This is a genomic window from Solidesulfovibrio sp. (genome assembly GCF_029978005.1).
GTDB lineage: Bacteria > Desulfobacterota > Desulfovibrionia > Desulfovibrionales > Desulfovibrionaceae > Solidesulfovibrio.
Map to the genome: position 1 here is coordinate 1 of NZ_JARKOZ010000130.1, position 23,904 is coordinate 23,904.

Sequence of the window (23,904 nt, forward strand, 5' to 3'; positions counted from 1 at the left end):
GGACGAGCACCAGGGCCTGCGCTTCGACATCTACCTGGCGCGCCCGGGCAAGGCGCCCTTCGCCATCCAGGGCCAGCAGGCCCTGTTCTACGGCAACCTGCCCCTGTGGGTCTGCTGGAACAAGAGCTTCTACCCCGTGCAGACCGGCCTGTCCGCCCAGTTCATCCGGGAGATGGTGGAACATCCGCCCGTGATCCCCAACGCGGACGTCTCCGAGTTTCTGGACCGGGTCTGGACCAAAGTCCCCGCCTCCGACCTGCATGGGCAGGAGGAGTTCCTGGCGCGCATGAAGCCCAGCTTCCTGCCCGCGCGCTACGACCCCAAGCTCTTCCTGGACGAGGAAGGCAGCCTGCTGACCCTGCAGGTGCAGAACGTCTACGAGACCGAGCACGGCGAGGTGTCACAGGAAGGCCCCAACCCGGAGTTGCAGACCGGCTCCTACCAGTACGAGGGCAAGAGCTTCCTGATGGCCCGCGACCAGGAGGCCGAGGCCGCCTTGATCGCCCAGCTGCAGGAGATGAATTTCCAGCCGCGCAACAACGCCAACTGGTTCCTGGAGCCGGAGGAGGCCATCGTCTTCCTTCTGGACGCCTACCCCAAGCTGGTGGAGAAGTACCGCGTCTTCGGCGAAAAGAACCTGACGCGCTACAAGGTGCGCCTGTCCCAGCCCGTGATCGTGGCCGAGGTGGAGTCCGACGAGAAGGAGAAGTGGTTCGACCTGGATCTGGCCGTGCAGTACGACGACCAGCGCGTGCCCATCGACAAGATCTGGAAGGCCTGGACCCAGGGCAAGCGCTACGTGCAGCTTAAGGACGGCTCCTACACCAGCCTGCCGGAATCGTGGCTGGAGAAGCTCTCCCACAAGCTGCGGGCGCTCGGCTACGACACGGACAAGCCGCCCCAGAGCAAGTTCAAGCAGTTCGAGGCCCCGGTCCTGGACAAGATCCTCGAGGACCTGCCCGAGGCGCGCACGGACAGCTTCTGGAACACCCTGCGCCAGAAGATCCACAGCTTCCGCGAGATCGTGCAGGTGCGCCCGCCCAAGGGACTGCACGCGGACCTGCGGCCGTATCAGGTGCAGGGGCTGTCGTACCTCAACTTCCTCAAGGACTACGGCTTCGGCGGCATCCTGGCCGACGAGATGGGCCTCGGCAAGACCGTCCAGACGCTGTCGTTCATTCAGCACAACGTGGAGCGCGGGGCCAGGGGCCCGAACCTCATCATCGTGCCCACGTCGGTCCTGCCCAACTGGGAGCGCGAGGCCGACAAATTCGTCCCGGACCTCAAGCAGCTCATCATCTACGGCGCGCGCCGGGAGAACATGTTCAAAAAGATCGGCGAGTCCGATCTGGTCATCACTACCTACGCCCTGCTGCGGCGCGACCTCGACGAACTGCTCAAGTTCGAATTCGCGGCAATCATCCTGGACGAGGCGCAGAACATAAAAAACCCCAACACCATAACGGCCCGCTCCGTGCGGCGCCTCAACGGCAAGACGCGCATCTGCCTGTCCGGCACGCCCATCGAGAACAACCTTTTCGAGCTGTGGTCGCTGTTCGAGTTCCTCATGCCCGGGTTTCTGGGCGGCCAGAACTCCTTCCAGCGCGGCATCGTCAAGCCCATAAAAGACGGCGACGAGGAGACGCTCGAATACCTGCGCGGCCGGGTGCGGCCCTTCATCCTGCGCCGCACCAAGTCCGAGGTGGCCAAGGACCTGCCGCCCAAGGTGGAGAACGTCTACTACTGCAACCTCCTCGACGAGCAGCTCGACCTCTACGCCGCCCTGGCCAAAAAGCTCAAGGAACAGGTGCTGGCCACGGTGGACGAGAAGGGCATGGCCAAGTCGCAGATGTCGATCCTGGACGCTTTGCTCAAGCTGCGCCAGATCTGCTGCCACCCGCGCCTGCTCAAGCTCGACCTGCCCGGCGTCAACACCAACCTGCCTTCGGGCAAGTTCGACGCCTTCAAGGACCTCATCACGGACTGCATCGAGGAGGGCCACAAGGTGCTGGTGTTCTCGCAGTTCGTGCAGATGCTCCACATCATCCGCTCCTGGATGACCATCGGCCAGGTGCCCTTCGCCTACCTCGACGGTTCGAGCAAGGACCGCTTCGAGCAGGTGGACCGGTTCAACGACGACGAGAACATCAAGGTGTTCCTGATCTCGCTCAAGGCCGGCGGCACCGGGCTCAACCTGACCAGCGCCGACTACGTCATCCACTACGATCCCTGGTGGAACCCGGCCGTGGAGAACCAGGCCACGGACCGCACCCACCGCATCGGCCAGCTGCGTCAGGTGTTCTCCTACAAGATGATCTGCCAGAACACGGTGGAGGAGAAGATCCTCAAGCTCCAGGAGCAGAAGAAGGACGTGGCCGAGGCCATCATCCCGGGCCAGGACGCCTTCAAGTCCCTGACCAGGACGGACCTGGAGTCGCTGTTCGAGGTGTAGGCGGCGGCGAGCGCCGAAAGAAAACCAAAAGGGGCCGCGAGGCCCCTTTTTTTGCGACCGGCGGCAGACGTTGCTCAATACCCCACCGTGAACCGCCGTCCCGTGTGCTTCGGGGTTTCCAGCTCGTCGAGGAGGGCCATGGCGTAGTCGGCGAGACTCACGCGGCTCTCGCCGTCCGGGCCGACAAGGAGTTCGTCCAGGCCCAGGCGGAAGGCGCCGGTGCGCTCGCCCGGCACGAGCAGGTGCGACGGCGAGAGAAACGTCCACTCGATGCCGGGCTCCAGCCGCAGCATCTCCTTGACCTCGGCCGTGGACCTGGCCCCGCCCTCCCACTCCTTGGGGAAATCCGGCCGGTCCATGTTGCGCCCGCCGCCGGGCACGACGAGCGTCCCGGCTCCGCCCACGGCCAGGATGCGCCCGACCCCGGCCCGCTTCATGGCGTCGAGGATGGCGCGCGTGCCCTGGCGCTGGGCGGCGATGCGCGCGTCGACCGGCAGGTCCCGCGGCGGCGCGTAGGCGTGGATGACGGCCTGGCTCCCGGCCAGGGCTTCGGCCAGGCCGGCGACGTCGGCCACGTCCACGGCCCGAGCCGTGAGTTTCGGATGGGACGGCAGCTTCTCTACATGGCGCACGACGGCCGTGACCTCATGGCCCCTGGCCAGCGCCTCCTGCAAAACGACGGAACCGACGTAGCCCGTGGCCCCGATGATCGCGATGCGCATGATGTTCCTCCTTGCGGCGGCGGGCCGCTTTGCAGGAAGGTTATCATTTGTTACCAGGTTGTGAAGAAGGCAACTGCACCTGCCCAGGTAACACGGCCGTTACCCGAAAGGACGTTCCCATGACCGCAAACGACGCCGACTCCCCCGAGGCCGCCGCGCGCCGGGCCGGCCCCTGCCCGGTGCGCGAGGTGCTCGACCGCATCGGAGACAAATGGAGCGTGCTCGTCATCCTGAACCTGGGGGAGCGCGGCCAGACGCGGTTCAACGAACTGCAGCGGGCCGTGGGCGGCATCTCCAAGCGCATGCTGTCCAAGAGCCTGCAAGGACTGGAGCGCGACGGCTTGGCGGCGCGCACGGTCCAGGCCGGCCGGCCGCCGGCCGTGGGCTACGCCCTGACCGACCTCGGCCAGTCCCTGCGCGAGCCCATAGCGGCCCTGGCCAGCTGGGCCACGGTCCACCGCGAGGCCGTGGCCGGGGCGCGACGGGCCTATGACGAGGCGCACACGGACGCCTCCGGCGCGGCCGGATGCGGCGGCTGACGTCGTCGGCCTACGCCAAGGCGCGCGGACGCCTCCGGCGCTCCCTGAAAACGCCTGCCCCTCGCCCGCTTCCCCTTCCCAAAACCAGACGCCCGGGGCATCGCTGCCCCGGGCGTCGGCTTTTGCAGGCGGCGGGACGGGCCGAAGCCAGCCCCGCCGGGAGGACTCGTCGTAAAGGTCAGGCCATGACCGCCGTGCCGATCTGGTAGATGGCCACGGCCACCACGAAGGCGAAGCACAGCCCGCCCACCACCGAGAAGACCGCCCATTTCCAGTTGGACTCCCGGGCGATGACCACCACCGTGACCATGCAGGGCGTGTAGAGCAGCATGAAGGCGAAGACCGCCAGCACCGCCGGCAGGGTCCAGGCCGGGTCGGCGGCCAGGCGTTCGCTGAGGCTCCCCGACTCCTCGGGGTCCACCTCGCCCATGGAGTAGGCCGTGGCCATGGTGGACACGAAGACTTCTTTGGCCGCGAACGCGCCGATGAGCGCGATGTTGGCCTGCCAGGGGAAGCCGGCCAGGTTGGTCAGGGGCGTGAGCGCCTCGCCCACGCGGCCGGCGGCGGAGTACTTGAGCGCCTCCTCGTTCTGGGCGTCGTCGATCTCCTTCTGGGCATCCTCGGTCAGGCTGGCCAGCTCCTCTTCGTTGGCCGAGGGGTTGTCCGCCTTGACCTTCTCGGCCACCTGCTCCTTTTGCGTCTCGTACTGGGCGACGGTGTCCTCGGGCAGCTCCGGGAAGGTCATGACGGCCCACATGAGGATGGACACGGCCAGGATGACCGTGCCGGCCTTCTTGATGTACTGCCAGACCCGCTCCCAGGTGTGCAGCAGCACGCCGCGCAAGGTCGGCAGGCGGTAGGGCGGGATCTCCATGACGAAGGGCGTGCTCTCGCCCTTGATCAGGGTCGAACGCAGCAGCTTGGACACGAGCAGCACGAAGGCCCAGGCCGCAAGCACCAGGAGGAACATGGCCCGGGTCGGGTTTTCCGGGAAGAACGCGGCCACGAGCATGAGGTAGGCCGTGGTCTTGGCGCCGCAGACCATGAAGGGCGCGGTGAGGATGGTGGCCAGGCGCTCGCGGGGGCTGCGCAGGGTGCGGGCGCTCATGACGCCGGGCACGGCGCAGCCGCCGGGGATGCCGCCGGACATGATCAGCGGCATGACCGACATGCCGTGCAGCCCGAAGATGCGCAGCACCCGGTCGAGCATGTAGGCCACGCGCGCCATGTAGCCGAGGTCCTCCAGGAAGACCAGCATGGCGAACATGATGCAGATCAGCGGCGTGAAGCTCATGACCGAACCCACGCCGCCGATGATGCCGCTGACGACGAGGGACTGGAGGTGCCCCTCGGGAATGTAGGTCGTGCCCATCTCGCCCAGCCACTCGAAGCCCGCCTCGAACCAGCCCTTGGGATACTCGCCCAGGGAGAAGGTCAGCAGGAACATGCCGTAGAGCACGGCCAGCATGATGAGGGGGCCGAAAAACCGGTGGGTGACAAGCTTGTCGATGTTGTCCGAGTTGTTGCGCCGCAGCTCGTCGCCGCCCTTGACCACGCCCTGCTTGATCAGGCCGTTGATGAAGCCGTAGCGCCAGTCGGCGATGATGGCGTCAGGGGTGGTGGCGCTGTGCTGGCGGGTGACGGCCTCGGCCTCGGCGCAAAGGGCCAGCAGGTCGTCATGGGTCGTTCCGGCCTTCTTGCCCTCGGCCATGACCTGCTCGTCGCTTTCCAGGTACTTGACCGCCACCCAGCGGGGGTCGTGGCGGCCGGTCAGGAAGTTCGCCGCCTCGATGACCTTGGTCATGCGCTCGATGATCGGATCGAGGTCGGGGCCGTAGGACAGCCGGAAAGGCGACCATTTGCCCTTGGTCCGCTCGGCCGTCTCGGCCACGGCCCGCATGAGCTCCTTGCCGCCCTGGCCGACGCGGGCCACGCAGGGCACCACCGGCACGCCGAGGAGCCTGGAGAGCTTGTCCACGTCGATGGTCACGCCGCTGCGGCGCACCTCGTCCATCATGTTGAGCCCGAGCACCAGGGGCGCGCCGATCTCCATGAGCTGCACGGCCAGATAGAGGCTGCGCTCCAGGGCCGTGGCGTCCATCATGTTGATGACCACGTCCGGCCGCTCGTCCACGATGACGTTTCGCGCGACCAGCTCCTCCATGGAATAGGAGGTCAGGGAATAGGTGCCGGGCAGGTCCACCAGGTGACTTATGTGCCCGTTTTCGCGGTAGACGCCTTCCAGGCGGTCAACGGTGATGCCGGGGTAGTTGCCCACCCGGGCCGAGCCGCCGGTGATGGCGTTGAACATCGTGCTCTTGCCGCAGTTGGGCTGGCCGGAGACGGCCACGCGGATGGTCTGCGCCATCTTAGAGCGCCTCCACGGAAATGTAGTCCGCCTCGTTGTTGCGAAGCGACAGGGTGAAGCCCTTCATGCGCACGGCCACGGGATCGGCCAGGGGCGCGCGCCCCACCACCATGAGCTGCGTGCCGGGCACGAGGCCCATGTCCCGAATGCGGCGACCGAGCTCCCCGCTCGCCGTGACCGCGTTGATGCACCCCTTCTGATTGACGGCCAGCTGCCGCATCGATGTGACCATGGCTCCCCTCCTTGTAGACCCGCCGCCGGATTCTTGCGGCGGTCGGTGGTCCGCGCCCGGGGAAACGCGACGCTCCCGGGCGCGGACGGGCGTCGGAGGCAATCTGTAAATGATACTCAATATCATTGTCAACAACCCCGAGAGGCTTCGGCGAAAAAACCTGCCCCCGAGGCAAGACGGCGGCGCGGCCAAGCCCGGGATCAGGTCGCGGCCAGCAGGGACGCCGACGCAGCGTACCCCGCGGGCGTGGCGTTGGTCATGGCCAGCCAGTAGACGGGCAGGGTCCGGGGCGTGACCGCCGCCGGCGTGTCCGCCTGGGCCGTGCAGTAGTTGGAATAGGCCGTCTGGGAGACCGGGTCGAGCATGACGCCGCCGGCCACGGTCAGCCAGTCCCCGGGCGTGGCCAGGGAATGGCCGTAGACGTCGGCGAAATCGTATTCGAGGCTCCAGCCCGAAGCCGGCGCGGCCAGGTTCAGGCTGGAGGTGGCCTTGTCGAGAAGCGTGCCGCTGCCCGTGTCGTAGGCATAGATCTCGTAGCCGGGGTTGTTGCCGTCCACGGGCGAGATGGACAGGGAAACGCTCGCGAGCTCGACGGCCGTATAGGCGGCGTCGAAGGAGACGAGACGGAACTCGTCGCGGTGGGTGTGGCCGGCGAAAGTGGCGGCGGTCGTTGAGCACCACGTATTTGACGCCGGTCGGCCCGTCCGGCTCGACGGCGTAGTGGCCTCCCTGACTGTAGCCGGCCAGGAAGGCGGCCCGATCCGTGCCGTTGTCGAAAAACGTCGTCGCCAGTGTCTCGGCGGTCAGGCTGAAACAGGCGTCGCCGGGGGCGCTTTTGTAGTCGCCGTTGGCACTGTCGTTGTTGCCGATGGTCCACAGCACCGTGGCGTCGGGAAACCGGCTGTCCACTTCCCCGACGAAAAAGGCCACCGTCTTCTGGATGAAAGCGTCGAGCCCGGCTGCGCTCGCGTCCCCGGTCAGCTCGGCGTATTGGGTCCAGAAGCCGTGGGCCAGGGCGTCGCCGGGGAAAATGATCAGATCCACGCCGGGAGCGGCGACGGCCATGCTGTCCAGGGACGATTCGAGCAGCGCGTAGTTGGTGTCCGTTCCGTAGGCGGAATAACCGGTCAGGCCGGACGAGGCGAACAGGGACTTCCACTGGGAAACGTCGGCGGCCGCCAGCGCCGGAACCAGCGCCGGGTCGGCGAAGGGGTCGAAATGGACGTCGGAAAGGACAAGAACCGATCCCGTGGCCGCGTTCGTCGCCATCCCAACCCCCCGGACGTTCCCCGTGGCCGGCGAAGGCCCGGCGGAACGCCGTTCCTGTCTGGGTTTGGCATGAAAACCATGCGTCTGGGCGGCTTCATGCCCGTGACGTCACAATTCTGCGGGAAACGGCCCGGCGAAGACATCCGCTGGGCGGGCGACGGCCCGAGCCGCCGCCGGGAACGTCAGATCAGGGGACAGAACGCGCCGTGGGCCACCTGATCGGGCCAGCTGGCGTCTTTGTCGGCGATGCCGAGAGGCGAAGCGTCGGAGGATACGGAGGATGCTGCCGCCGCGTCCTGGCGCAGGCGTTCGCGCAGCACCCCGGCGTTGGACCGGGCGATGCCCTGGGCGGTCATCATGGCCGTGAGGTCGTGGCGACGGGAAAATCCCAGACGCACGTTGCCGCCCCCGTCAAGGTAGACCTGGCAGCAGAGGCGTTCCACCAGGTAACGCAGCGGATCGTGACAAATTTCCGTCATGACTGCGCCATCCCTGAGACTTGGTACGTCGCGAATTCGGTACGTCGCGAACATGGAAACGTTGGGGATAAGTGTCACGAGTAGTATGTCATTCGTAACAGTCTGGCAAATGAAACTTTGGTTACCCGTCGCCGTCCCCGGCCGCCTGCGGGGCGACCGCGGCCAGGGCCGCGAGCAACCCATCGACATCGCGGAAGGTTTTTTCGAGCGAACACTCGATCATGCAGTTGACCAGGGAATGGGCGGTGTCGCCGGCCACCCGGAAATCCGTGCGCAACCCCCAGGCCGGCAGCCCCCTGGCGTGGGCGTAGCCCACCTCCCAGGCCGTGCCGTCGTCCACCTGCGGCCCGTCGATGACGGCCACCACCAGGTCGCTGCCGGCAAGCCCGGTCAGGCAGCCCCGGAAGATGTGCTCCTTGGCCGCCGAGCCCATGGCCGGCAGGTCGTCGTCCACGAACAGGTCCCCCGGCCACAGGGCCGCGACCCCGGGCAGCGCCGCGACGCGGTCGCGCAGATGGGCCATGAACCGGCGCTCGGCCAGGGTGAAAAGGGGTCCGGCGAGATAGACGCGCATGGGGGCTCCGTGGGCAAGGCGGCGTGAGGGGAAAACGCTCGACGAGGGCGAGGATACTGCGAAACGCCCTGTCCGGGCAACTCCGCCGGCTCCCGCGTGGGCTTGACCGCCCGGGCGGGATGGTCTAACCAAAAAGGCGTCCGTGACCGAGTGTCTCCACGACCTCATCGCGGCTGCGTCCGTCCGGACGGGGCCGCGGTCGTTGGTTTTTTTCCCGACAATCCAACCGATCGCAAGGTATGACGATGGACAGTATTCCTATTTCCGTTGAGGGGTTCAGGAAACTCGAGCGCGAACTGGAACGGCTCAAGAAAGAACGGCCGGAAGTCATCCAGGCCATCAAGGAAGCCCGCGAGGAAGGCGATCTGCGCGAGAACGCCGGCTACGAGGCCGCCCGCGAACGCCAGGGCATGCTCGAAGCCCGCATCAACTTCATCGAATCGCGCATGCCGCGCTTCAACGTCATCGATCTGGCCACCCTGGACGGCGACCTGGCCATCTTCGGGGCCACGGTGGAGATCGAGGACGTGGATACCGGCGACTTGAAGAAATACACCCTGCTCGGCCCGGACGAGGCCGAACCCAGCCGGGGCTCCATCTCCATCCTGTCCCCCGTGGGCCAGGCCCTGCTCGGCAAGCAGGTGGGCGACGAGCTCGTGGTGGACGCCCCGCGCGGCAAGATCAACTACGAGGTCGTGTCCATCAGCTTCAACGGGCCCATCGACCAGGCCTAGTGCCGCGCCCCCCAGAGAAACACGGCGGCATTTTTCAAGAAAAAACAATTATATCAGTATACTGTCTCTGAAAAAAGGATTCCCTTTTTTTCGAGGACGCGGCACGAGGGCCGCCGGGACGACGCCGTCCCGCGGCCGTTTTCAGACCATCGCCCCGGATTCTCGTCAGCTCGCGCCCGCGAAGCGCATTGCGGGCAAAACGGCCGGCCGACTCGGGTCCCCGCCCCTCAAGGGACGGGGACCCTTCGTCTGCGCCAGGCCGGATCACGCCTCGCCGAAGACGCAGCGGTTGCCGGCCTCGTCGTAGCAGCCGCCGCAGGAGACGCACTGGCTCGGCCGCAAGTCGCCGTCCCGCCAGCGCGCCACCAGTCCCGGCTCGCGCAAAAGCGGCCGCGACAGGGAGAAGAAGACGATCCCGGTCTCGGCGAGCAGCGCGCTCATGGTCTCCACGGAGCGGTTGGCCCCGACCAGGGCCACCGGAGCGGCGACGGCCGAGGCCACGGCCGCCGCCTGGGCGGCCAGGACCGATTCGTCCTGGTCCGGCCCGTCGCACATTCCCCTGTTGCCGCCAAGGCCGCTGACCTCCACCAGGTCGATGCCGGCCGCGTCCAGGGCCACGGCCGTCTCCAGGCAGGACTCGTACACTCCCGGAGTGTTCTCAAGGTCCTTGCAGTCGAGCTTGACCGCGATGAGGAAGTCGTCGCCGGCCTCGCGGCGCATGGCCGCGTAGATGGCCTCGATAAGGGCCCGTCCCTTCCGCGGCGAGCCGCCGTAGGCGTCGGTGCGCGGATTGGCGGTCGGGTGGGTGAACTGGCTCAGGAAATAGCCGTGGGCGGCGTGGATCTGCGCTCCCTGGTAGCCGGCTTCCCGGGCCAGGCGCGCGCCGTGGGCAAAAAGGGCCGGCAGGGCGTCGAGCTCGGCCGTGGCGGGGTCGCCCGCGCTTAACGCGACGCCGTTTCGGGCGGCGAAGGCCATCTGCAGCAGCATGGGCACGCCGGCGGTCCGGCCGGCCTCGGTCAGCCGCCGATGCCCGGGCAGGTGGGAGGCGTCGCACAGGCCGATCTGCCCGGGGATGGCCCGGCCGGCCGGATCGAGGTACGTGGCGCTGACGATGATCCCGCCAAGGCCGCCGGCGAGCAGCTTGTCGTAGACCGCCACGAGCTCCGGCGTGATCCTGCCTTCCCCGTCGGCCATCCGTTCCCAGGTGGCCGAGCGCAACAGCCTGTTCGGGAACCGGACCCCCTTGACGGACACGGCGTCGAAAAGCGTTTTCATGGCATCCTCCTCGCGGCCGGTGTGTCCGGCTCGCGGCCTCCTTCATACGGCCGCGTCCGGGGCGACGGAAGAAGGCACCGTCCGGTGCCCCGGTATGCATGTTCATACCGCCGGAACGCAAAAGGCCCCGCCGCTGGCGCGACGGGGCCTCGGCGCGGACGGGGTCCGCCGAAAAAACGTCCTACGCGCCGGCCTTGGCCGCGGCCAGGGCCTGCTTGAGCTTTTCCTCGTCGTCATGGGAGAGCGAGGTCTGGAGCACCTTGCCGCCCGTGCCCTTGAGCTCGTCGAGGACCTTGTCCGCGGTCATCTTGCGGATGAGCACGAACAGCACCGAGGAGCCCGGGGTGAGGGTCTCGGCCAGCTTCTTCATGAAGTCGTCGTCGATGCCGACGTCGGAGAGCGCCCCGGCCGCCGCGCCCGAGGCCGCGCCGACCACCGCGCCAAGCACCGGCATCATGAAGATGAGCCCGATCAGCGCCCCCCAGAAGCCGCCGCCGATGGCCCCGGAAGCGGCCAGGTGGTACATCTGGCTGAGCTTGATCTTGCCGTCCGCCTTCTTGACCGCCACCACCGCGTCCTCGAGGTCGACCAGGTATTCCTTCTGCATCTTGAGGAGTTTCAACCGCACTTCCTCGGCCTTGAATGCATCGTCATAGCCGACGACGATCAGATCGCTCATAGGGACTCCTTCTAGCTAGGCTGGTGGGATCGATTCCGAACAGGAGCCGGGAATCGTCATCATTCCGTGCCTGATTTCCGCAACGTTGGCAACACGGCCACGCCACCGCACACGCCGTGACGTCAAATCGTCGCGCGGCCGCGACGCGCCTTCCCGGGCGGACGCCGGAAAACCCCGTTCGCGGGCCGGACGGCCGGCCGCCTCAGTCGGCCTGCGCCGACAAGCCGTCCGGCCGGGGCAGCATGCACACGAGGGTGGTGCCGGCCGCTTCGTCGCTGGCGAAGCAGATGCGCCCGCCGAGGCTCTCGACGATGAGCCGGGCGCTGTAGGCTCCAAGGCCGGTGCCGCCGGGCTTGCCCGAGGTGGCGTACTTCTCGAAGAAGCGCTCGCGCATCTCCCCGGGCACGGCCCCGGCGTTGTGCACCGACACCCAGACCATGTCGCGGCCGGACACGGCCACGGACACCTCGCCGCCCTCGGGCGAGGCCTCCACGGCGTTTTTCAGCAGATTGGAAAAGAGCGAGAAATAGAGCAGCTCCTCGCCCAGGACCACGACCGGGCCGCCAAGGCCCGCCGCGCCGTCGGTCTCGAAGGACAGGGACACCCGTCTGGCCTGGAAGTGGGGGCCGAGGTCCCGACCGACGTTTTCGAGCACCCGGGCCAGGTCCACCGGCCGGGGATCGAGGACGTAGGTCCCGGTCTCCATCTTGTAGAGGTCGAGGGAGAGGTTGATCATGCCGAGCATCTTGAGCCCGGACTCCTTGATGAGGCCGAGCATGGGCCGGTACAGGTCGGGCAGGTCCGGGTCGTCCAGCAGGACGTCGGGCAGGCCGATGACCCCGGTCAGCGGGGCCTTGAGGTCGTGGCGGGTCATGCGCTCCACGTCCTCGCGCAGGGAGGCGAGCTTTTTCTGCTCGGAGAGGTCCACGAAGCTCTCGATGATGCAGTCGCGCCCGGCCAGGCTCGCCCGCACCGCCGTCTTGAGCACGGGGATCTCGCGGCCGGAGGCGTCCCGGAGGTTCCGCTCCACGCTCAGCAGCGCGGCGGCGTCGTCGACGATGGGGCACTTGCCGCGCTGGGCCGGGCAGAAGCAGTCAAAGCAGGTGCGCCCGACCACCTCCTCGCGACGCCGGCCGACCATGGCCGCGCCGGCCGGGTTGATGTCCATGATGCGGTGGTCGGCCGGATCGATGACCACCACGCCGGCCGGCAGGGAATCCACGACCAGGCGCAGCTCGTCGTGGGCGCGGCGCAACTGGGCCGTGCGCTCGGCCACGGTGCGCTCCAGCCCCTGGTTCACGTCCGACAGGTGGTGGTAGAGGAAGTAGCTCTCCAGGGCCGCCGCGCCGGCGTTGAGCACCAGGGTCAGAAGGGCCAGGGCCGTGTCCGAGACGGCCTGCCCCCCCTCCTCCAGCAGCCCGAGGAACATGCCGCGCACCCGCGACGGCGTGGCCAGGCGGTGGAGCACCAGCCGCCCTCCCCCGCCGCCGACGGGTCGGAAAAAAGCCGGCCCGGGCTGGTCCAGGACGAAGGCGAAGGAATGGTCGGCGATCAGGGCCTCGATCTCGGCTTCGGGGGCGAATCCGGCCGCGCCGCCCCGCGACAGGGCCAGGACCATGTCCTGGGTGTCCTCGTCCACCAGCCACATGGCCACGGCGCGAAGGGGCACGAACTCGCCCACCCGGGCGGCCAGTTCGGCCAGGATCGGCTCCGGGCTTTCCAGGCGGGAGTAGCTGGTGTCGAAATGCCCGAGCCCGGCGGCCGCCTGCAGGGCCAGCAGGGCCGCGTCCTTCTCGCGGCTGAGGCTCTCCACCCGGGCGGCCAGGAAGCGCAAGCGGTCGGCGTCGTCCACCAATGCCCCCTTCAGCCGAGCAGGCTGGACACGATGTCGTCCACCTGCCGCCTGGCCTGGGACAGGGCCACGGTCATCACGCTCGGGTCCAGGCCCAGGGCGTCCCAGGCCGCCGGGTCCAGGGGCGGGGCCGCCACGGAGCCGTTGAAGCCCAGCCCCGCGGCCACGGTCGCCACGTCGGCCACATGCACGATGCAGGCGTCCAGGGACATGTCCTCCCCGCCGTGATGGCCGCCCACGGCCTCGGCCAGCTCCGGCGGCAGCCGCCACAGGGCGAGCAGCGCCCGGCCCACGGCGGCGTGGTCGAAGCCGAAGAGCCGGCGTTCGGCCGCGGCCACGGGGAGGCCCTCCTTCCGGGCCAGGGCCATGGCCGCGGCCATGTGCCCGGGCAGGCGGCGCAGCATCACCAGCCGGCCCAGGTCGTGGAGCAGACCGGCCACGAACAGCCGTTCCTGGGACACGCCGCCCACGTGGGCGGCCAGCACCCGGGCCAGCACGCCGCAGCCCACGGCATGCTCCCAGACCTGCCGCATGGTCAGGCAGCAGGCCGGGATGTCCCGAAAACGGTCGGCCACGGCCACGCCCAGGGCGAGCTGGGCCAGCTCCCCCGCGCCGATGAGCAGCACGCCCCGGGCCAGGGAGTCGATGGGCCGCGACAGGCCGTAGAAGGGGCTGTTGGCCAGACGCAGGAGCGTGGCCGCCAGGCCCGGGTCGCTGCCGATGATGCCGGCGATGTGGCCGGCCGAGGCCCCGGGGTCGGCGATGGCCTCGCGCAGGCGAAAATAGATGTCCGGGAAGCTGGCCAGGGAGGCGTCGCCGGCGAGGAGGGCCTCGGGACCGGCCGGAGGATCGGACAAGGGCTTGGAGGCGTCGCCCTGCGCCGGCGGGTCCGGCGGCGCAGGCGGCAGGGGGCAGCGGTCGCCGCGCTCGAACTCCCGCAGGCAGCAGCGGTACAGGGCGTCCATGGCCGGATGGCTCCGGTCGGCCAGGGCGAAACGCCGGGCCAACAGCTCGCGGGCGGCGTCCTGCCCGCCCGGGTCCTCGCCGCCGTTGTCCGGGGCGTGGCCCGCCGCCTCGCCCGCGCCGGCCGTGACGTCGGCCACGTCCACCGCGCCGACGCCCCAGATGCGAAGCACCCGCAAATGCCCGGGTTCGAGCACCGTGCCGGCGCAAAGCAGCTTGCGCCCGTTTTTGCCGACCACGTCGCAGGAAAGCGCCATGCCGCAACGCAGATCGTCGATATCGACCTTGCCCATGTCTCTCCGTCGTCGAGCAAGCAAGGGAGACACGCACCTGGCCCGACCTGCGGCGAGGATACCCGCAAGCCGGACCGCGATCAAGAACGCGCCTCGGGCGAAACGCGCCCGCCCCGCCTAGGGAACCGGAGTCGTGTCGAGAATGCGGTCCACCACGGTTTCCGGCGTCAGGCCCGAGGCCGCGGCCTCGTAGGAGAGCAGCACCCGGCGGCGCAGCACGTCCGGGGCCAGGGCCTTGACGTCGCCCGGGACCACGTAGTCCCGGCCGTCGAGAAGGGCCCGGGCCCGGGAGGCGCGGGCCAGGGCGATGGCCGCCCGGGGCGAGGCCCCGTAGGCCACGGCCCCGGCCAGATCGCCCAGACCGGCGGCGGCCGGGTCGCGGCTGGCCCCGACCACGGCCACGATGTAGGCGAGCAGCCGCTCGTCCAGGCGCACCCGTCCGGCCAGGGCGCACAGCTCGAGCACGGCCGGGGCGTCGAGAACCGGCGGCACGGCCGGGGCTTCGTCGCGGCTGGCCCGGCGCACGATCTCCATCTCCTCCCCGGGCGAGGGATAGCCGAGGACCAGGGTCATGAGGAACCGGTCCACTTGCGCCTCGGGCAGAGGGTAGGTGCCTTCCTGGTCGATGGGGTTCTGGGTGGCCAGCACGAAGAAGGGCTCGGGCAGGGGGAAGGTCTCGCCGCCGATGGTCACGCGACGCTCGGCCATGGCCTCGAGCAGGGCGGACTGGACCTTGGACGGGGCGCGGTTGACCTCGTCGGCCAGCAGGATGTTGGTGAAGACCGGCCCCTTGCGCACGGCGAAGGTTCCGGCGGCCGGCTGGTAGACCTCGGTGCCGGCGATGTCCGCCGGCAGGAGGTCCGGGGTGAACTGCACGCGCCGGAAGTCCGCCCGCACGGCCGCGGCCAGGGCCTTGACCGCCAGGGTCTTGGCCAGGCCCGGCACGCCTTCGATGAGGACGTGCCCCCGGCACAGCAGGGCGATGAGCAGCCGATCGGCAAGATCGGCGCGTCCGACGAGCACCTGCGCCATGGCGGCGCGAAAATCCCGGATGCGCCCGGCCGCCTCGGCCAGGCGCGAAGGATCGATGACGGTCATGCGGGTCTCCGGCGCGAAGTCAGCGCCCGATGGAATTGCGGAAGATCCAGTCGTTGACGAGAAAGAACCCTTCCTTGCCCACCGGGGCGAAACGCACGAGCCGGTCCTGGCGCACCTCGCCGGCCTCGGCGAACTGGAACCCCACGTACTTCTTGCGCAGCGGCGGGAAGTCCCGGATGCGCTTGACCTCGAGCCGCAACCCGAGCTTGAGCTCCGGCATGTTGGCCCGGCCGATCAGGTGCAGGAAGCCGAGCAGCGGGTACACCTTGTTGCGCTCGGTGAAATAGTCGTGGGCCGGCGCGTCCTGGTGGATCTCCAGCATGAGCCCGCCGGCGGAAAGGTCCTTGATGCCGCAGTGGCCGGCGCGATCGGGGATGATGCAAAACGGGGACGGCCACTTCTCCATGGAGCCGAACTGCGTCCAGTCCGCGCCGAGGGTCGGCGCGGCCAGCTCGAAGCCGGCGATCTGGTCCGGGGTCAGGGACAGGCGCTTGTGGGTGCGCCGGGTGAGCTCGAAGGCGGCCGGCAGGGAAAGCTCCACCAGGGAATAGGCCGGGTCGGCCGCTTCCGCGGACAGGACGTTGGAGCGGAAATCCAGATAGGTGGACTTGCGGTTGGGGCCGGTGATGGAAAAGTAGCCGTGGACCTCCTGGCCGGCGCTGGCTTCGTTGAGACGGTTGCCGCGCGGGGACTGCACGACCATGGCGTCTTCCTGCACGGCGCGCAGATGGCAGGGATTGATGGCCGTGTCGTTGGGGTCGTCGAAGAGGCGGAAATAAAGGATGCTCTTCTGCTTGAGGGCCTCGTCCAGGACCGTGCGCTCCTCCACGCGCAGGCCCCGGGTGGGGGCGGCCTTTTTCTCCTGGATGGCCTTGGCCGCGTCCAGGGTGCGGCGCAGCCAGAACATGGCCCCGATCTTGTTGGCCAGGGACTGGGGCGGCTCGCCGCTGACCCGGAACCGGGCCTCGGGATAGCGGCGGGCGCTCGGATTGTCGAACTGCCCCACCAGGCGGCTGAAAAGCTCCAGCACGCCGATGTCCTCGGGCAGGCCCACGGGCGAGGCGGCCTGGGCGGCGTCGAAGAAGTCGCGCAGGGCCAAGGCCTTGGGAATGTCGCCCACGACCAGCACCCCGTAGCGGTCGATGGGCTTGGCCTGGCCGGCGGCGGTGAACAGGTTGCGGAAAAGCGTTGCCACGAAAGGCGTCTTGTAGCGCGTCTCGATGAGGCGGGCGGTGAACTCGAACAGGGACTTGGACACCAGGGGCAACAGCGCCACCGAGCCCAGGGAACGGACGTACCAGTTGAAGACGGCCGGCTCCTCCAGGGACTTGGCGAACATGGCCCCGTCGAACTTGAGCACGTAGTCGTAGGTGTTGAGCTCGATGCAGTAGGCGTTCTCCCTGGCGTCGGCCACCCGGCGCACAATCCAGTCGCCCCGCTGCTTCTCGGGCGTCCAGCGCCAGCAGGAATGGAAAAGCTCGCCGCTGACGTAGTCGAAAAAGCGGCGGCGGTGGAAGCCGTTGCGCAGCACTCCGTGGATGGCCGACTCCAGGCCCGCCTGGTCGTTTTCGCAGGCCACCAGGCCCTTGTTGACGAGCCAGGCGGGCAAGGCGGCCTCGCGGGCCAGGGCGTGGCGCAGCACGGTGGGATCGGTTTCGCCGTTTGGCGCCTGGCGCAGCAGGTTCTCGGAAACGTGGCGCAGCAGGCTCGCGGCCGCCTTGACCAGAGCCGGCCTTTCGGCGGTTTCCGAGGCGAGCGGCGCGAGTCGGCCGAAATGCAGGTCGAGACTCGTGCGCACCAGGGGAGCCAGGACATCTTTCATGACCAAACGACCCGTCCTGAAAGAGAAGGTGGGTGGGAACGGCTCCGCGATAGCATATTGCCTCTTTTTCGCAAGGCCCGTTGGGACAGGCCACGGACTCTACGGAACCATTGTGGCGACCGCGTCACGGGGGACCCAGCCGGCGAGGCCGTCCGGGCCGACGACCAGCAGACGACCGGCGCGCCGTGGGCCGAGGGCAACGAGGGAACCCGGGGCGAAGCGGCCCACGGCCTCGGCCCCGGCCTCCGGGGCGCTGGCCGCCTCCACGGCCGCCAGGGTCACGCCCCGGGGCCGGGCCAGGGGGACCAGGGAGGCATACCCCGCCGCCAGCCACAGACAAAGGACGAAGCCCCCGGCCCAGGCGGCCGGCCGGCGCGGCACGGGCCGGGCGCGCCGCCGCCCCAGGGCCAGGGCCAGCCAGAAGACGGCGTTGGCGGCCAGGGCCGCGTCCCACCACCAGCGCGCCGGCAGCCAGCCCAGGGGCGTCCAGGGCCCGGAAAAAAGCGCGCCCGCGTCCAAACCGGCGGCGGCCAGGGCCTTTCGCGCCCCGGCGTCGCCGGGCGCGCGCAGGACCGCCCGGCATAGCCACCAGGCGGCCCGACCCGGCTCGCCGGCGAGCCGGGCCGCCGTGGCCGCGTCCAGGCAAAGCCCGACCGTGGCCAGGGCCGGCCGGGTCGCGGCCGTTTCCTCGAAGGCCCTGGCCGCGCCGGCGAAATCGCCCGAGGCGTAGGCCCGCCGAGCGGCGGCGACCGGGTCGGCCTCCAGCGCCGCCGCCCGGCCGGGAGGCAGAGCCGCGAAGATCCCGAAGGAAAGGCACAGGACCGCCAGAAATCGCCTCATGGCCCAAGCCTCCGCAAAAGCGCCAGCCCCCGGTCGCGGGCGGCGGCCAGAGCGGCGGCGTCGGCCGCCTCGCCGGAATAGAGGAGCCTGTCCAGCCGGGCCAGGAGATCGCGGACCTCGGGCCACGGTTCCCGGGACGCGTCCGTCGCCCGGTCCAGAGCCCGGCGCAGGGCCTCGGCCACGGCGGACGGGCCGGGCCGCCCGCCCTCCCCGGCCGGCCGCGACCGGCGACGCGGCAGCAAGGCGAGCGCCCAGAGCGCCGGAGGCAAAAGGGCCAGAAGCGCCCGGCCGGCCCAGGATTCCGTCAGGGATCCAAGCGCGGTCGCGACGGGCGGCGGGCCAAGGGGCGGCGCGACAGGCCCGGGAGGAGGCTCGGGCGCGGCCGCAAAGGACCGGGCCGGGGCCTCGATCACGCCGTAGGCCCCGGCCACGGGATCGAAGACCGCCAGGCGCACGGCGGGAAGCGTGAATTCGCCCGCTTCCCGGGCCGCCAGGGCGTAGCGGAAGACGCGCCGGCCCTCGTAGCCCTGGGGCGTGGGGGCGACCTCCCCTTCCGTGGGCAGGGACCGTACGGCAAGGCCCGGCGGCGCGGCCAGGGTCGGCGGCGCAGCCGCCTCCAGGTTGCCCCGGCCGGTGAGGGTCAGCTCGTAGACCGCTTCGCCGCGCGCATCGGCGAGCAGGCGCGCATCCAGGGCCATGCGCCCGACCAGGCCCGTGAAGGGGACCGTGCCGGCATAGGCCGGCAAGGGGCGCACGCCCACGGTCAGTTCCGGGCCGGACACCACGGTCTCGCCCGGGGCCTTGCCCAGGCCGCGAAGCTTCGCCGTGGGCAGCCCCAGGCGCAGGCTCCCGGCGCGAAGGGGCGTGACCAGGTAGTCCACCTCGGCCGTGGCGTAGGCCCTGCCGCCGTCGCGGACCTCGCCGTCGCGCTGGCCGGGCAGGGGATCGACGACGCAGCCGGCGAAGGCCGGCGGCTCCAGGGTCACGGCGGCGGCCGGCACGGCCCGATAGAGGCGCGCCGTGTAGACGAAGGCCTCGCCCACGTAAGGCGCGTCCCGGGACACGGCGGCGTCGAGGAACACGTCGCGGCCGGCCAGGGCCCTGGGCGGGGCGGGGCTCGGGCGCACGGCCACGGTCAGCGGCGACGTCGTGAGGCGCGCCCCGCCGGTTTCCACGGTCAGGGCCGGCACGGAGAGCGTGCCGGAACGGCGGGGCACGATCTCGAAACGGTAGGCGGCCACGGGTTCGCCGTCCTCGCCGCGAACGCCCACGGAGCGGCCGCGCGGGATCACGGTCCAGTCCGGCATGTCCGGGACGTCGATGACCGCCGCGTCGTTGCCGGTGATGGTCACGCGAAGGGTGAGCCCCCGGCCGGCCACGCCCTCGGCGGGCTCGACCACGGCTGCGGCGCGCGGCTCGCCGGCCCGGGCCAGCGCCGGGACGAGGACCGCCAAGGCCAGGGCAAAGGCACTAAGCCGCCTCACCAGTCCTTCTCCACGCTCGGCCGGCCGTAGCCCGGGGCCTGGGGCAGGCCGGACAGGTCCGGCACCCGCGACAGGATGGGGTCGTCCGCGCCGCCCGGCGCGACGGCCTGCTTCTCCCCGGACTTCTCCCGACCCTGGGGCGAGGCCAGGGGCACGGCCGCCCGGCCGGGACCGGGCCGGTCCGGGTCGCCGGCGGCCGGCGCGGGGCGGTCCTCGTCCTCCCGTTCGCGGCCGGAGCCGTCGTCGCGGCCTTGGGGCGCGGGAGCCCGGCCTTCGCCTTCCTTCCCGCCCTGGCCGCCGGCATCGGGCTTTGGCGTCTCGCCCGGCCTGTCGCCGGGCTTGTCCCCTTCCTCCCGGGGCGCTTCGGCCTTTGGCCGCTGCCGCAGCCAGTCGTGGTTGGCCCGGGCGTCGGCGTCGTTCGGATCGATGGCCAGGGCGGCCTCGTACAGGGCCAGGGCCGCCTCGGCGTCGCCCTCGCGGTAGGCGGCGTTGCCCTGGTTGTAGAGGGCTTTCGCCCGCAAGGCGGACGCGCCCGCCTCGGCGGCCGCCCGGGCGAAGAGCTCCCGGGCGCGCCCGAAGCGGCCCAGCCGATAGCTGGCCGCGCCCAGGTCGAAGAGCAGTTCCGGGCTGTCCGGGGACTGGACCCGGGCGCGCAGGAACGCCTGCAAGGCCTCGGCGTCGCGGCCGGCGGCAAAGGCCTCGAGCCCGGCCGAGGCCTGCCTGGCAGCCTCGGCCAGGTCCGGCGCGGCTCCGGGCCAGGCCGTGGCCCGTCCGGGAAGGAGCAGGCAAGACGTCACCAAAAGCACTCCGGGGAGTTTGCGCCCGGCAGGCAGGGCCAGGTCGCCGAGGAGCAGGAGCAGGCCGGCCAGATAGAAGAGCCCGGAGCGGTCCGGGGAAGGCGGGCCTGGCTCCCCTCCCCCGCCGCGGGGAAAACGCTCGCGCAGGGCGGCGGCGATGGCCGGGGCCGGATCCGGCGCGTCCGGGGACAGGCGAAAGGCCCGGCCGCCGGACTGCTCGGCCACGGCCGCAAGCGACGGCGCATCGACCCCGACCAGGACCGGCGCGCCCGAGGACAGGCGCAACGCCTCGCCCCGGCCGAGCATGACCGGCACGGGTGTGGGGCCGCCCACGGCCACGGTGAAGACGGGCGGCCCGCCGGCCGTCGCCGCCCTGGCGTCGCGGGCGGAAAGGGTCTCCTCGCCGTCGGAGAGAAGGAGCACCGCCCCGACTTCGGCCCCGGCCAGGGCCAGGCGCGAGGCCTCGAGCGCGGCGGCGACGGAGGTGCCGCCCAGCGGCGCGGCGTCCGGGGACAGGGCATCCAGGAACCCCGCCAATCCTGCCCGGTCGGCCGTGGCCGGGCAGGCCAGCCAGGCCCGGCCGGCGAACCCCACCAGGGCGGCCGGCACGTCGGAAAGCTGCGACAGGACGGCAAGGGCCGCGGCCTTGGCCGCGCCGAGCCGGTCCGGGGCGAGGTCGCGGGCCAGCATGCTGCGCGAACAGTCCACGGCCACGACCAGGGCGGCCCTGCCCATGACCGGGGCGACGGAGGCCGACGCGGGGGCGTTGCCGAAGCGCGGGCCGGCCGCGCCGAGTACGAGCAGCGCAAGCCCCAGGAGAAAGAGGCCGTTTTTCACGCGCCGCCCGCCCCGACCCGTCGGCGCGCCCAGGGCGGCGGCCAGGGCGCGCCGGGCCCGGCCGGCCAGCAGCAGGCACAAGGCGGCCAAGGGAAGCGCGGCGGCCAGAAGCAGGAATTCCGGGCGGGAAAAGTTCATGGCCACCTCGGCGAGCGCGCCGGGCCAAGGGCCGCCCAGGCCAGCAGCAGGCAGACGGCCACGGCCACGGCCAGGGGCGAAAAATCCACGTCGTCGCGGCCCGGCAGCGGAACCATGTCGGTTTTGGCCCGCTCGGACACGGCCGCCACGGCCCGGGACAGGGCCTCGGCGTCCTCGGCCCGGAAAAGCTCCCCGCCCGTGCCCTGGGCCAGGACGCCCAGGGCGGCCGTGTCCACGGGCGCGTCCTCGCGCACGATCTGCTGGCCGAGCAGGGGATGGTTGACCAGAAACGGAGCCGGCCCGTCGCCGCCCACGCCCACGGCGAAAATCCGCACGCCCCGGTCGGCGGCGGCCAGGGCGGCGGTCTCCGGGCGCAGCTCTCCGGCGTTGGAGCGGCCGTCGCCGAAGACGACCACGATTTTGGCCAGCCCGGACGCGCCCTCCAGGCGCTTGACCGCCAGGGCAACGGCGTCGCCCATGGCCGTGCGCCGGCCGGCCGCGCCCACGGCAAGGCTCGCCAGCGCCCGGGACAGGGCGGCCCGGTCGGCGCTTGGCGGCATGACGACGTAGGCCCGGCTGCCGAAGGCCACGAGGCCCACACGGTCGCCGGGGCGGGCGGCGGCGAAGGCCTCGGCCGCCCGGGCCACGGCCTCCAGACGCGTGACCGTGCGGTCGCCGGCGGCCATGTCCATGGCGGCCATGGATTCGGAGAGATCCACGGCCAGCATGATGTCCAGGCCCCGGCCGGCGTAGGACGTGGTCTCCCGGCGAAGTCCCGGCCCGGCCACGGCCAGAGCCAGACAGGCCAGCCCCAGCAGGCGGCAGGCCATGGGCAGGCGCGAAAAAAGGGACGGCCCGCCGGCGGCCAGCGCCGGCCCGAGGTCGGCCACGGCCAGGCCCGGAGGGCGGGTCAGCCGCCGCACCCCAAGGGCCAGGGGCACGAGCAGCGCAAGGAGCAGGGCGGCGGGATGGGCCAGGGTCAGCATAATCGGGCGCGGGCGGCCAGTCTGGCGGCGGTTTGGCCGTCTGCGCGGCGCAGGGCGGCGGAAACGGGCCGACCGGCGAAGCAGGCGGCCTCGGCCCGGGCCAGGAGCGCCTCGGCGTCGGCGCGCTCCTCGTCGGGCAGGGCGGCGAGATATGGCCCAAGCTCGGCCGGGGTCATGGCCACGGCGGCCAGGCCCAGGCGCAGGGCCAGGACGCGGCGGGCCAGGCCGGACAGGCGGAAATAATAGTCCCTGTCGGCCAATCCCGTCGAGGCGGCCTCGAGGTCGGCCAGCTCCCGGCGCAGGGAGGCCAGTTCCCGCCTGGCCGGGCTTTGGCGCATCCGCCGCCAGCGCCACACGGCGAGTCCCGCGAGCACGGCCAAACCCAGGCCGGCGAGCAGCCCGTCGCGGCCCGCGCCGGTCGGCAAGGGGACCGGGGCCTTGATGTCGCGAATGTCATCCATGGCCGGCTCCGGCCGCGCGGGCGGGCGGCATGGCGCGTCCCGGCCGGCGGCGGGCGCGGAAATAGGCGTCCAGGGCCAGGGCGGGATGTCCGGCCGGGTCGAGGGGCACGAGGCCCACCCCGGCGGCGCGAAGGCCGGCTTCTATCCTGCAGCGGCCTTCCTCGCGGGCGGCGGCGAAACGGGCCCGCGCCGCCGGATCGGCGAAATCGCACACGGCCCGCCGGCCGGTCTCGGCCTCGACGTACTCCACCATGCCGCGGGTCGGCAGGGGCGCGCCCTGGCCCCAGCCCACCAGTCCGGCCGCGACCTCGTGGCGCGCCGCCAGCCGGCCGAGGGGGGTCACGAAATCGGCCCGGGCGAAGTCGGAGAAGACGAAGACCAGGCAGCGGTGGGAAAGCGTGGCCGCGACCAGGGCGAAAGCCGGTCCGGGGTCCGTGCCCTGGCCGGCTGGGCGCGCCCCGGCCAGGGCGGCGGCCACGGCCTCGGCCTGGCCGGGTCCCTTGCCCGGAGGCAGAAAGGCCTCGACGCGGTCGGAAAAAAGCACCAGCCCCACCCGGTCGCGGCTGTGGGCGGCGCTCACGGCCAGGACCACCGCGGCCAGGGCGGCGCAGAAGGCGGCGTCGCCGCCGCCCGGCCGGGACACGCCCATGGAGGGGCTCACGTCCACGGCCAGCATCACGGTGCGGCTGCGTTCCTCGCGGAAGCGTTTGACGTACGGCCGGCCGAGCCTGGCCGTGACCTTCCAGTCCATGGCCGCCACGTCGTCGCCGGGAACGTATTCGCGGGATTCCTCGTATTCGAGGCCCGTGCCGCGATAGGCCGAGCGATAGCCGCCGGCCAGGCCGTCCCGGGCCGCGAAATCGCCGCCCAGGCGCACGCGGCGCGCGGCGGCCAGCAGTTGCCAAGCCTGCATGCGGTTTCTCGCCTCCCCACCGGCCCGGCCGGCGACCGCCCCGAAGGTAGCAACGCCGGGGCGCGGGGGCAATGCGCGGCCTCTTGCGCCCGTGGGA

21 protein-coding genes are annotated in these 23,904 nt (G+C 70.9%); 3 read left to right on the plus strand and 18 right to left on the minus strand.

Annotated elements, in window-relative coordinates:
- On the plus strand, positions 1-2,452 hold a 2,452-nt coding region (locus tag Q1K70_RS14810), incomplete at its 5' end, for a DEAD/DEAH box helicase (RefSeq protein ID WP_300161083.1).
- 74 nt (positions 2,453-2,526) lie between these two features.
- Here the strand turns inward: Q1K70_RS14810 and Q1K70_RS14815 are convergent.
- Positions 2,527-3,174, minus strand: a complete 648-nt coding sequence (locus tag Q1K70_RS14815; RefSeq protein ID WP_300161085.1) for an NAD(P)H-binding protein — start codon at positions 3,172-3,174, stop codon at positions 2,527-2,529.
- A 119-nt stretch (positions 3,175-3,293) separates the two neighbouring features.
- Here Q1K70_RS14815 and Q1K70_RS14820 point away from each other — a divergent pair, with 119 nt between their 5' ends.
- Entirely contained in the window at positions 3,294-3,713 is a 420-nt protein-coding gene (locus Q1K70_RS14820) for a helix-turn-helix domain-containing protein (RefSeq protein WP_300161087.1), read from the plus strand.
- Between the two features lie 178 nt (positions 3,714-3,891).
- Here Q1K70_RS14820 and feoB read toward each other — a convergent pair whose 3' ends face one another.
- From feoB to Q1K70_RS14845, 5 genes are all read right to left on the minus strand, one after another.
- On the minus strand, positions 3,892-6,081 hold the full coding sequence (gene feoB, locus Q1K70_RS14825; protein WP_300161089.1) for a ferrous iron transport protein B: 2,190 nt from the start codon (positions 6,079-6,081) through the stop codon (positions 3,892-3,894).
- Position 6,082: 1 nt separating this feature from the next.
- Entirely contained in the window at positions 6,083-6,313 is a 231-nt protein-coding gene (locus Q1K70_RS14830) for a FeoA domain-containing protein (protein WP_300161091.1), read from the minus strand.
- A gap of 200 nt (positions 6,314-6,513) precedes the next feature.
- A complete protein-coding gene (locus Q1K70_RS14835; RefSeq protein WP_300161093.1) occupies positions 6,514-6,870 on the minus strand; it encodes a hypothetical protein in 357 nt (118 codons plus the stop codon).
- A gap of 894 nt (positions 6,871-7,764) precedes the next feature.
- Positions 7,765-8,061, minus strand: a complete 297-nt coding sequence (locus Q1K70_RS14840; protein ID WP_300161095.1) for a hypothetical protein — start codon at positions 8,059-8,061, stop codon at positions 7,765-7,767.
- A gap of 121 nt (positions 8,062-8,182) precedes the next feature.
- A complete protein-coding gene (locus tag Q1K70_RS14845; RefSeq protein ID WP_300161097.1) occupies positions 8,183-8,635 on the minus strand; it encodes a nucleoside 2-deoxyribosyltransferase in 453 nt (150 codons plus the stop codon).
- A 245-nt stretch (positions 8,636-8,880) separates the two neighbouring features.
- Here Q1K70_RS14845 and greA point away from each other — a divergent pair, with 245 nt between their 5' ends.
- Positions 8,881-9,369, plus strand: coding sequence for a transcription elongation factor GreA (gene greA, locus Q1K70_RS14850; protein ID WP_300161099.1), 489 nt, complete (start codon positions 8,881-8,883; stop codon positions 9,367-9,369).
- A 264-nt stretch (positions 9,370-9,633) separates the two neighbouring features.
- Here greA and Q1K70_RS14855 read toward each other — a convergent pair whose 3' ends face one another.
- The 12 genes from Q1K70_RS14855 to Q1K70_RS14910 all read right to left on the minus strand — a co-directional run bounded on the left by Q1K70_RS14855 (position 9,634) and on the right by Q1K70_RS14910 (position 23,807).
- Positions 9,634-10,644: an NADH:flavin oxidoreductase gene (locus tag Q1K70_RS14855; protein WP_300161101.1), complete on the minus strand. Its 1,011-nt coding sequence runs from the start codon at positions 10,642-10,644 to the stop codon at positions 9,634-9,636.
- A gap of 181 nt (positions 10,645-10,825) precedes the next feature.
- A complete protein-coding gene (locus Q1K70_RS14860; protein WP_300161103.1) occupies positions 10,826-11,323 on the minus strand; it encodes a DUF1269 domain-containing protein in 498 nt (165 codons plus the stop codon).
- A 202-nt stretch (positions 11,324-11,525) separates the two neighbouring features.
- Positions 11,526-13,175, minus strand: a complete 1,650-nt coding sequence (locus Q1K70_RS14865) for a PAS domain-containing sensor histidine kinase (protein ID WP_300161105.1) — start codon at positions 13,173-13,175, stop codon at positions 11,526-11,528.
- Between the two features lie 11 nt (positions 13,176-13,186).
- Positions 13,187-14,431: an HDOD domain-containing protein gene (locus Q1K70_RS14870; protein ID WP_300161107.1), complete on the minus strand. Its 1,245-nt coding sequence runs from the start codon at positions 14,429-14,431 to the stop codon at positions 13,187-13,189.
- Positions 14,432-14,548: 117 nt separating this feature from the next.
- On the minus strand, positions 14,549-15,529 hold the full coding sequence (locus Q1K70_RS14875) for an AAA family ATPase (RefSeq protein WP_300161109.1): 981 nt from the start codon (positions 15,527-15,529) through the stop codon (positions 14,549-14,551).
- A 19-nt stretch (positions 15,530-15,548) separates the two neighbouring features.
- Positions 15,549-17,351, minus strand: coding sequence for a pilus assembly protein PilZ (locus Q1K70_RS14880; protein ID WP_300161135.1), 1,803 nt, complete (start codon positions 17,349-17,351; stop codon positions 15,549-15,551).
- Between the two features lie 99 nt (positions 17,352-17,450).
- Entirely contained in the window at positions 17,451-18,191 is a 741-nt protein-coding gene (locus Q1K70_RS14885) for a hypothetical protein (RefSeq protein ID WP_300161111.1), read from the minus strand.
- Positions 18,188-19,675, minus strand: coding sequence for a BatD family protein (locus Q1K70_RS14890; RefSeq protein ID WP_300161113.1), 1,488 nt, complete (start codon positions 19,673-19,675; stop codon positions 18,188-18,190). Before Q1K70_RS14890 ends, Q1K70_RS14885 begins: the two co-directional genes overlap by 4 nt.
- Positions 19,672-21,447, minus strand: a complete 1,776-nt coding sequence (locus tag Q1K70_RS14895; protein WP_300161115.1) for a VWA domain-containing protein — start codon at positions 21,445-21,447, stop codon at positions 19,672-19,674. Before Q1K70_RS14895 ends, Q1K70_RS14890 begins: the two co-directional genes overlap by 4 nt.
- Positions 21,444-22,433: a VWA domain-containing protein gene (locus tag Q1K70_RS14900; RefSeq protein WP_300161117.1), complete on the minus strand. Its 990-nt coding sequence runs from the start codon at positions 22,431-22,433 to the stop codon at positions 21,444-21,446. Before Q1K70_RS14900 ends, Q1K70_RS14895 begins: the two co-directional genes overlap by 4 nt.
- Positions 22,427-22,894 (minus strand): hypothetical protein, encoded by a 468-nt coding sequence (locus Q1K70_RS14905; RefSeq protein WP_300161119.1) that lies wholly within the window; start codon positions 22,892-22,894, stop codon positions 22,427-22,429. Before Q1K70_RS14905 ends, Q1K70_RS14900 begins: the two co-directional genes overlap by 7 nt.
- Positions 22,887-23,807, minus strand: a complete 921-nt coding sequence (locus Q1K70_RS14910; protein WP_300161121.1) for a DUF58 domain-containing protein — start codon at positions 23,805-23,807, stop codon at positions 22,887-22,889. Before Q1K70_RS14910 ends, Q1K70_RS14905 begins: the two co-directional genes overlap by 8 nt.
- Between the last annotated feature and the right edge of the window lie 97 nt (positions 23,808-23,904).

Excerpts from the sequence above, each read along its gene's own strand:
- Q1K70_RS14815 (WP_300161085.1), bottom strand. The coding sequence starts at position 3,174 with ATGCGCATCGCGATCATCGGGGCCACGGGCTACGTCGGTTCCGTCGTT.
- Q1K70_RS14820 (WP_300161087.1), top strand. The coding sequence starts at position 3,294 with ATGACCGCAAACGACGCCGACTCCCCCGAGGCCGCCGCGCGCCGGGCC.
- feoB (WP_300161089.1), bottom strand. The coding sequence starts at position 6,081 with ATGGCGCAGACCATCCGCGTGGCCGTCTCCGGCCAGCCCAACTGCGGC.
- Q1K70_RS14830 (WP_300161091.1), bottom strand. The coding sequence starts at position 6,313 with ATGGTCACATCGATGCGGCAGCTGGCCGTCAATCAGAAGGGGTGCATC.
- Q1K70_RS14840 (WP_300161095.1), bottom strand. The coding sequence starts at position 8,061 with ATGACGGAAATTTGTCACGATCCGCTGCGTTACCTGGTGGAACGCCTC.
- Q1K70_RS14845 (WP_300161097.1), bottom strand. The coding sequence starts at position 8,635 with ATGCGCGTCTATCTCGCCGGACCCCTTTTCACCCTGGCCGAGCGCCGG.
- greA (WP_300161099.1), top strand. The coding sequence starts at position 8,881 with ATGGACAGTATTCCTATTTCCGTTGAGGGGTTCAGGAAACTCGAGCGC.
- Q1K70_RS14855 (WP_300161101.1), bottom strand. The coding sequence starts at position 10,644 with ATGAAAACGCTTTTCGACGCCGTGTCCGTCAAGGGGGTCCGGTTCCCG.
- Q1K70_RS14860 (WP_300161103.1), bottom strand. The coding sequence starts at position 11,323 with ATGAGCGATCTGATCGTCGTCGGCTATGACGATGCATTCAAGGCCGAG.
- Q1K70_RS14870 (WP_300161107.1), bottom strand. The coding sequence starts at position 14,431 with ATGGGCAAGGTCGATATCGACGATCTGCGTTGCGGCATGGCGCTTTCC.
- Q1K70_RS14875 (WP_300161109.1), bottom strand. The coding sequence starts at position 15,529 with ATGACCGTCATCGATCCTTCGCGCCTGGCCGAGGCGGCCGGGCGCATC.
- Q1K70_RS14880 (WP_300161135.1), bottom strand. The coding sequence starts at position 17,351 with ATGAAAGATGTCCTGGCTCCCCTGGTGCGCACGAGTCTCGACCTGCAT.
- Q1K70_RS14885 (WP_300161111.1), bottom strand. The coding sequence starts at position 18,191 with ATGAGGCGATTTCTGGCGGTCCTGTGCCTTTCCTTCGGGATCTTCGCG.
- Q1K70_RS14895 (WP_300161115.1), bottom strand. The coding sequence starts at position 21,447 with ATGAACTTTTCCCGCCCGGAATTCCTGCTTCTGGCCGCCGCGCTTCCC.
- Q1K70_RS14900 (WP_300161117.1), bottom strand. The coding sequence starts at position 22,433 with ATGCTGACCCTGGCCCATCCCGCCGCCCTGCTCCTTGCGCTGCTCGTG.
- Q1K70_RS14905 (WP_300161119.1), bottom strand. The coding sequence starts at position 22,894 with ATGGATGACATTCGCGACATCAAGGCCCCGGTCCCCTTGCCGACCGGC.
- Q1K70_RS14910 (WP_300161121.1), bottom strand. The coding sequence starts at position 23,807 with ATGCAGGCTTGGCAACTGCTGGCCGCCGCGCGCCGCGTGCGCCTGGGC.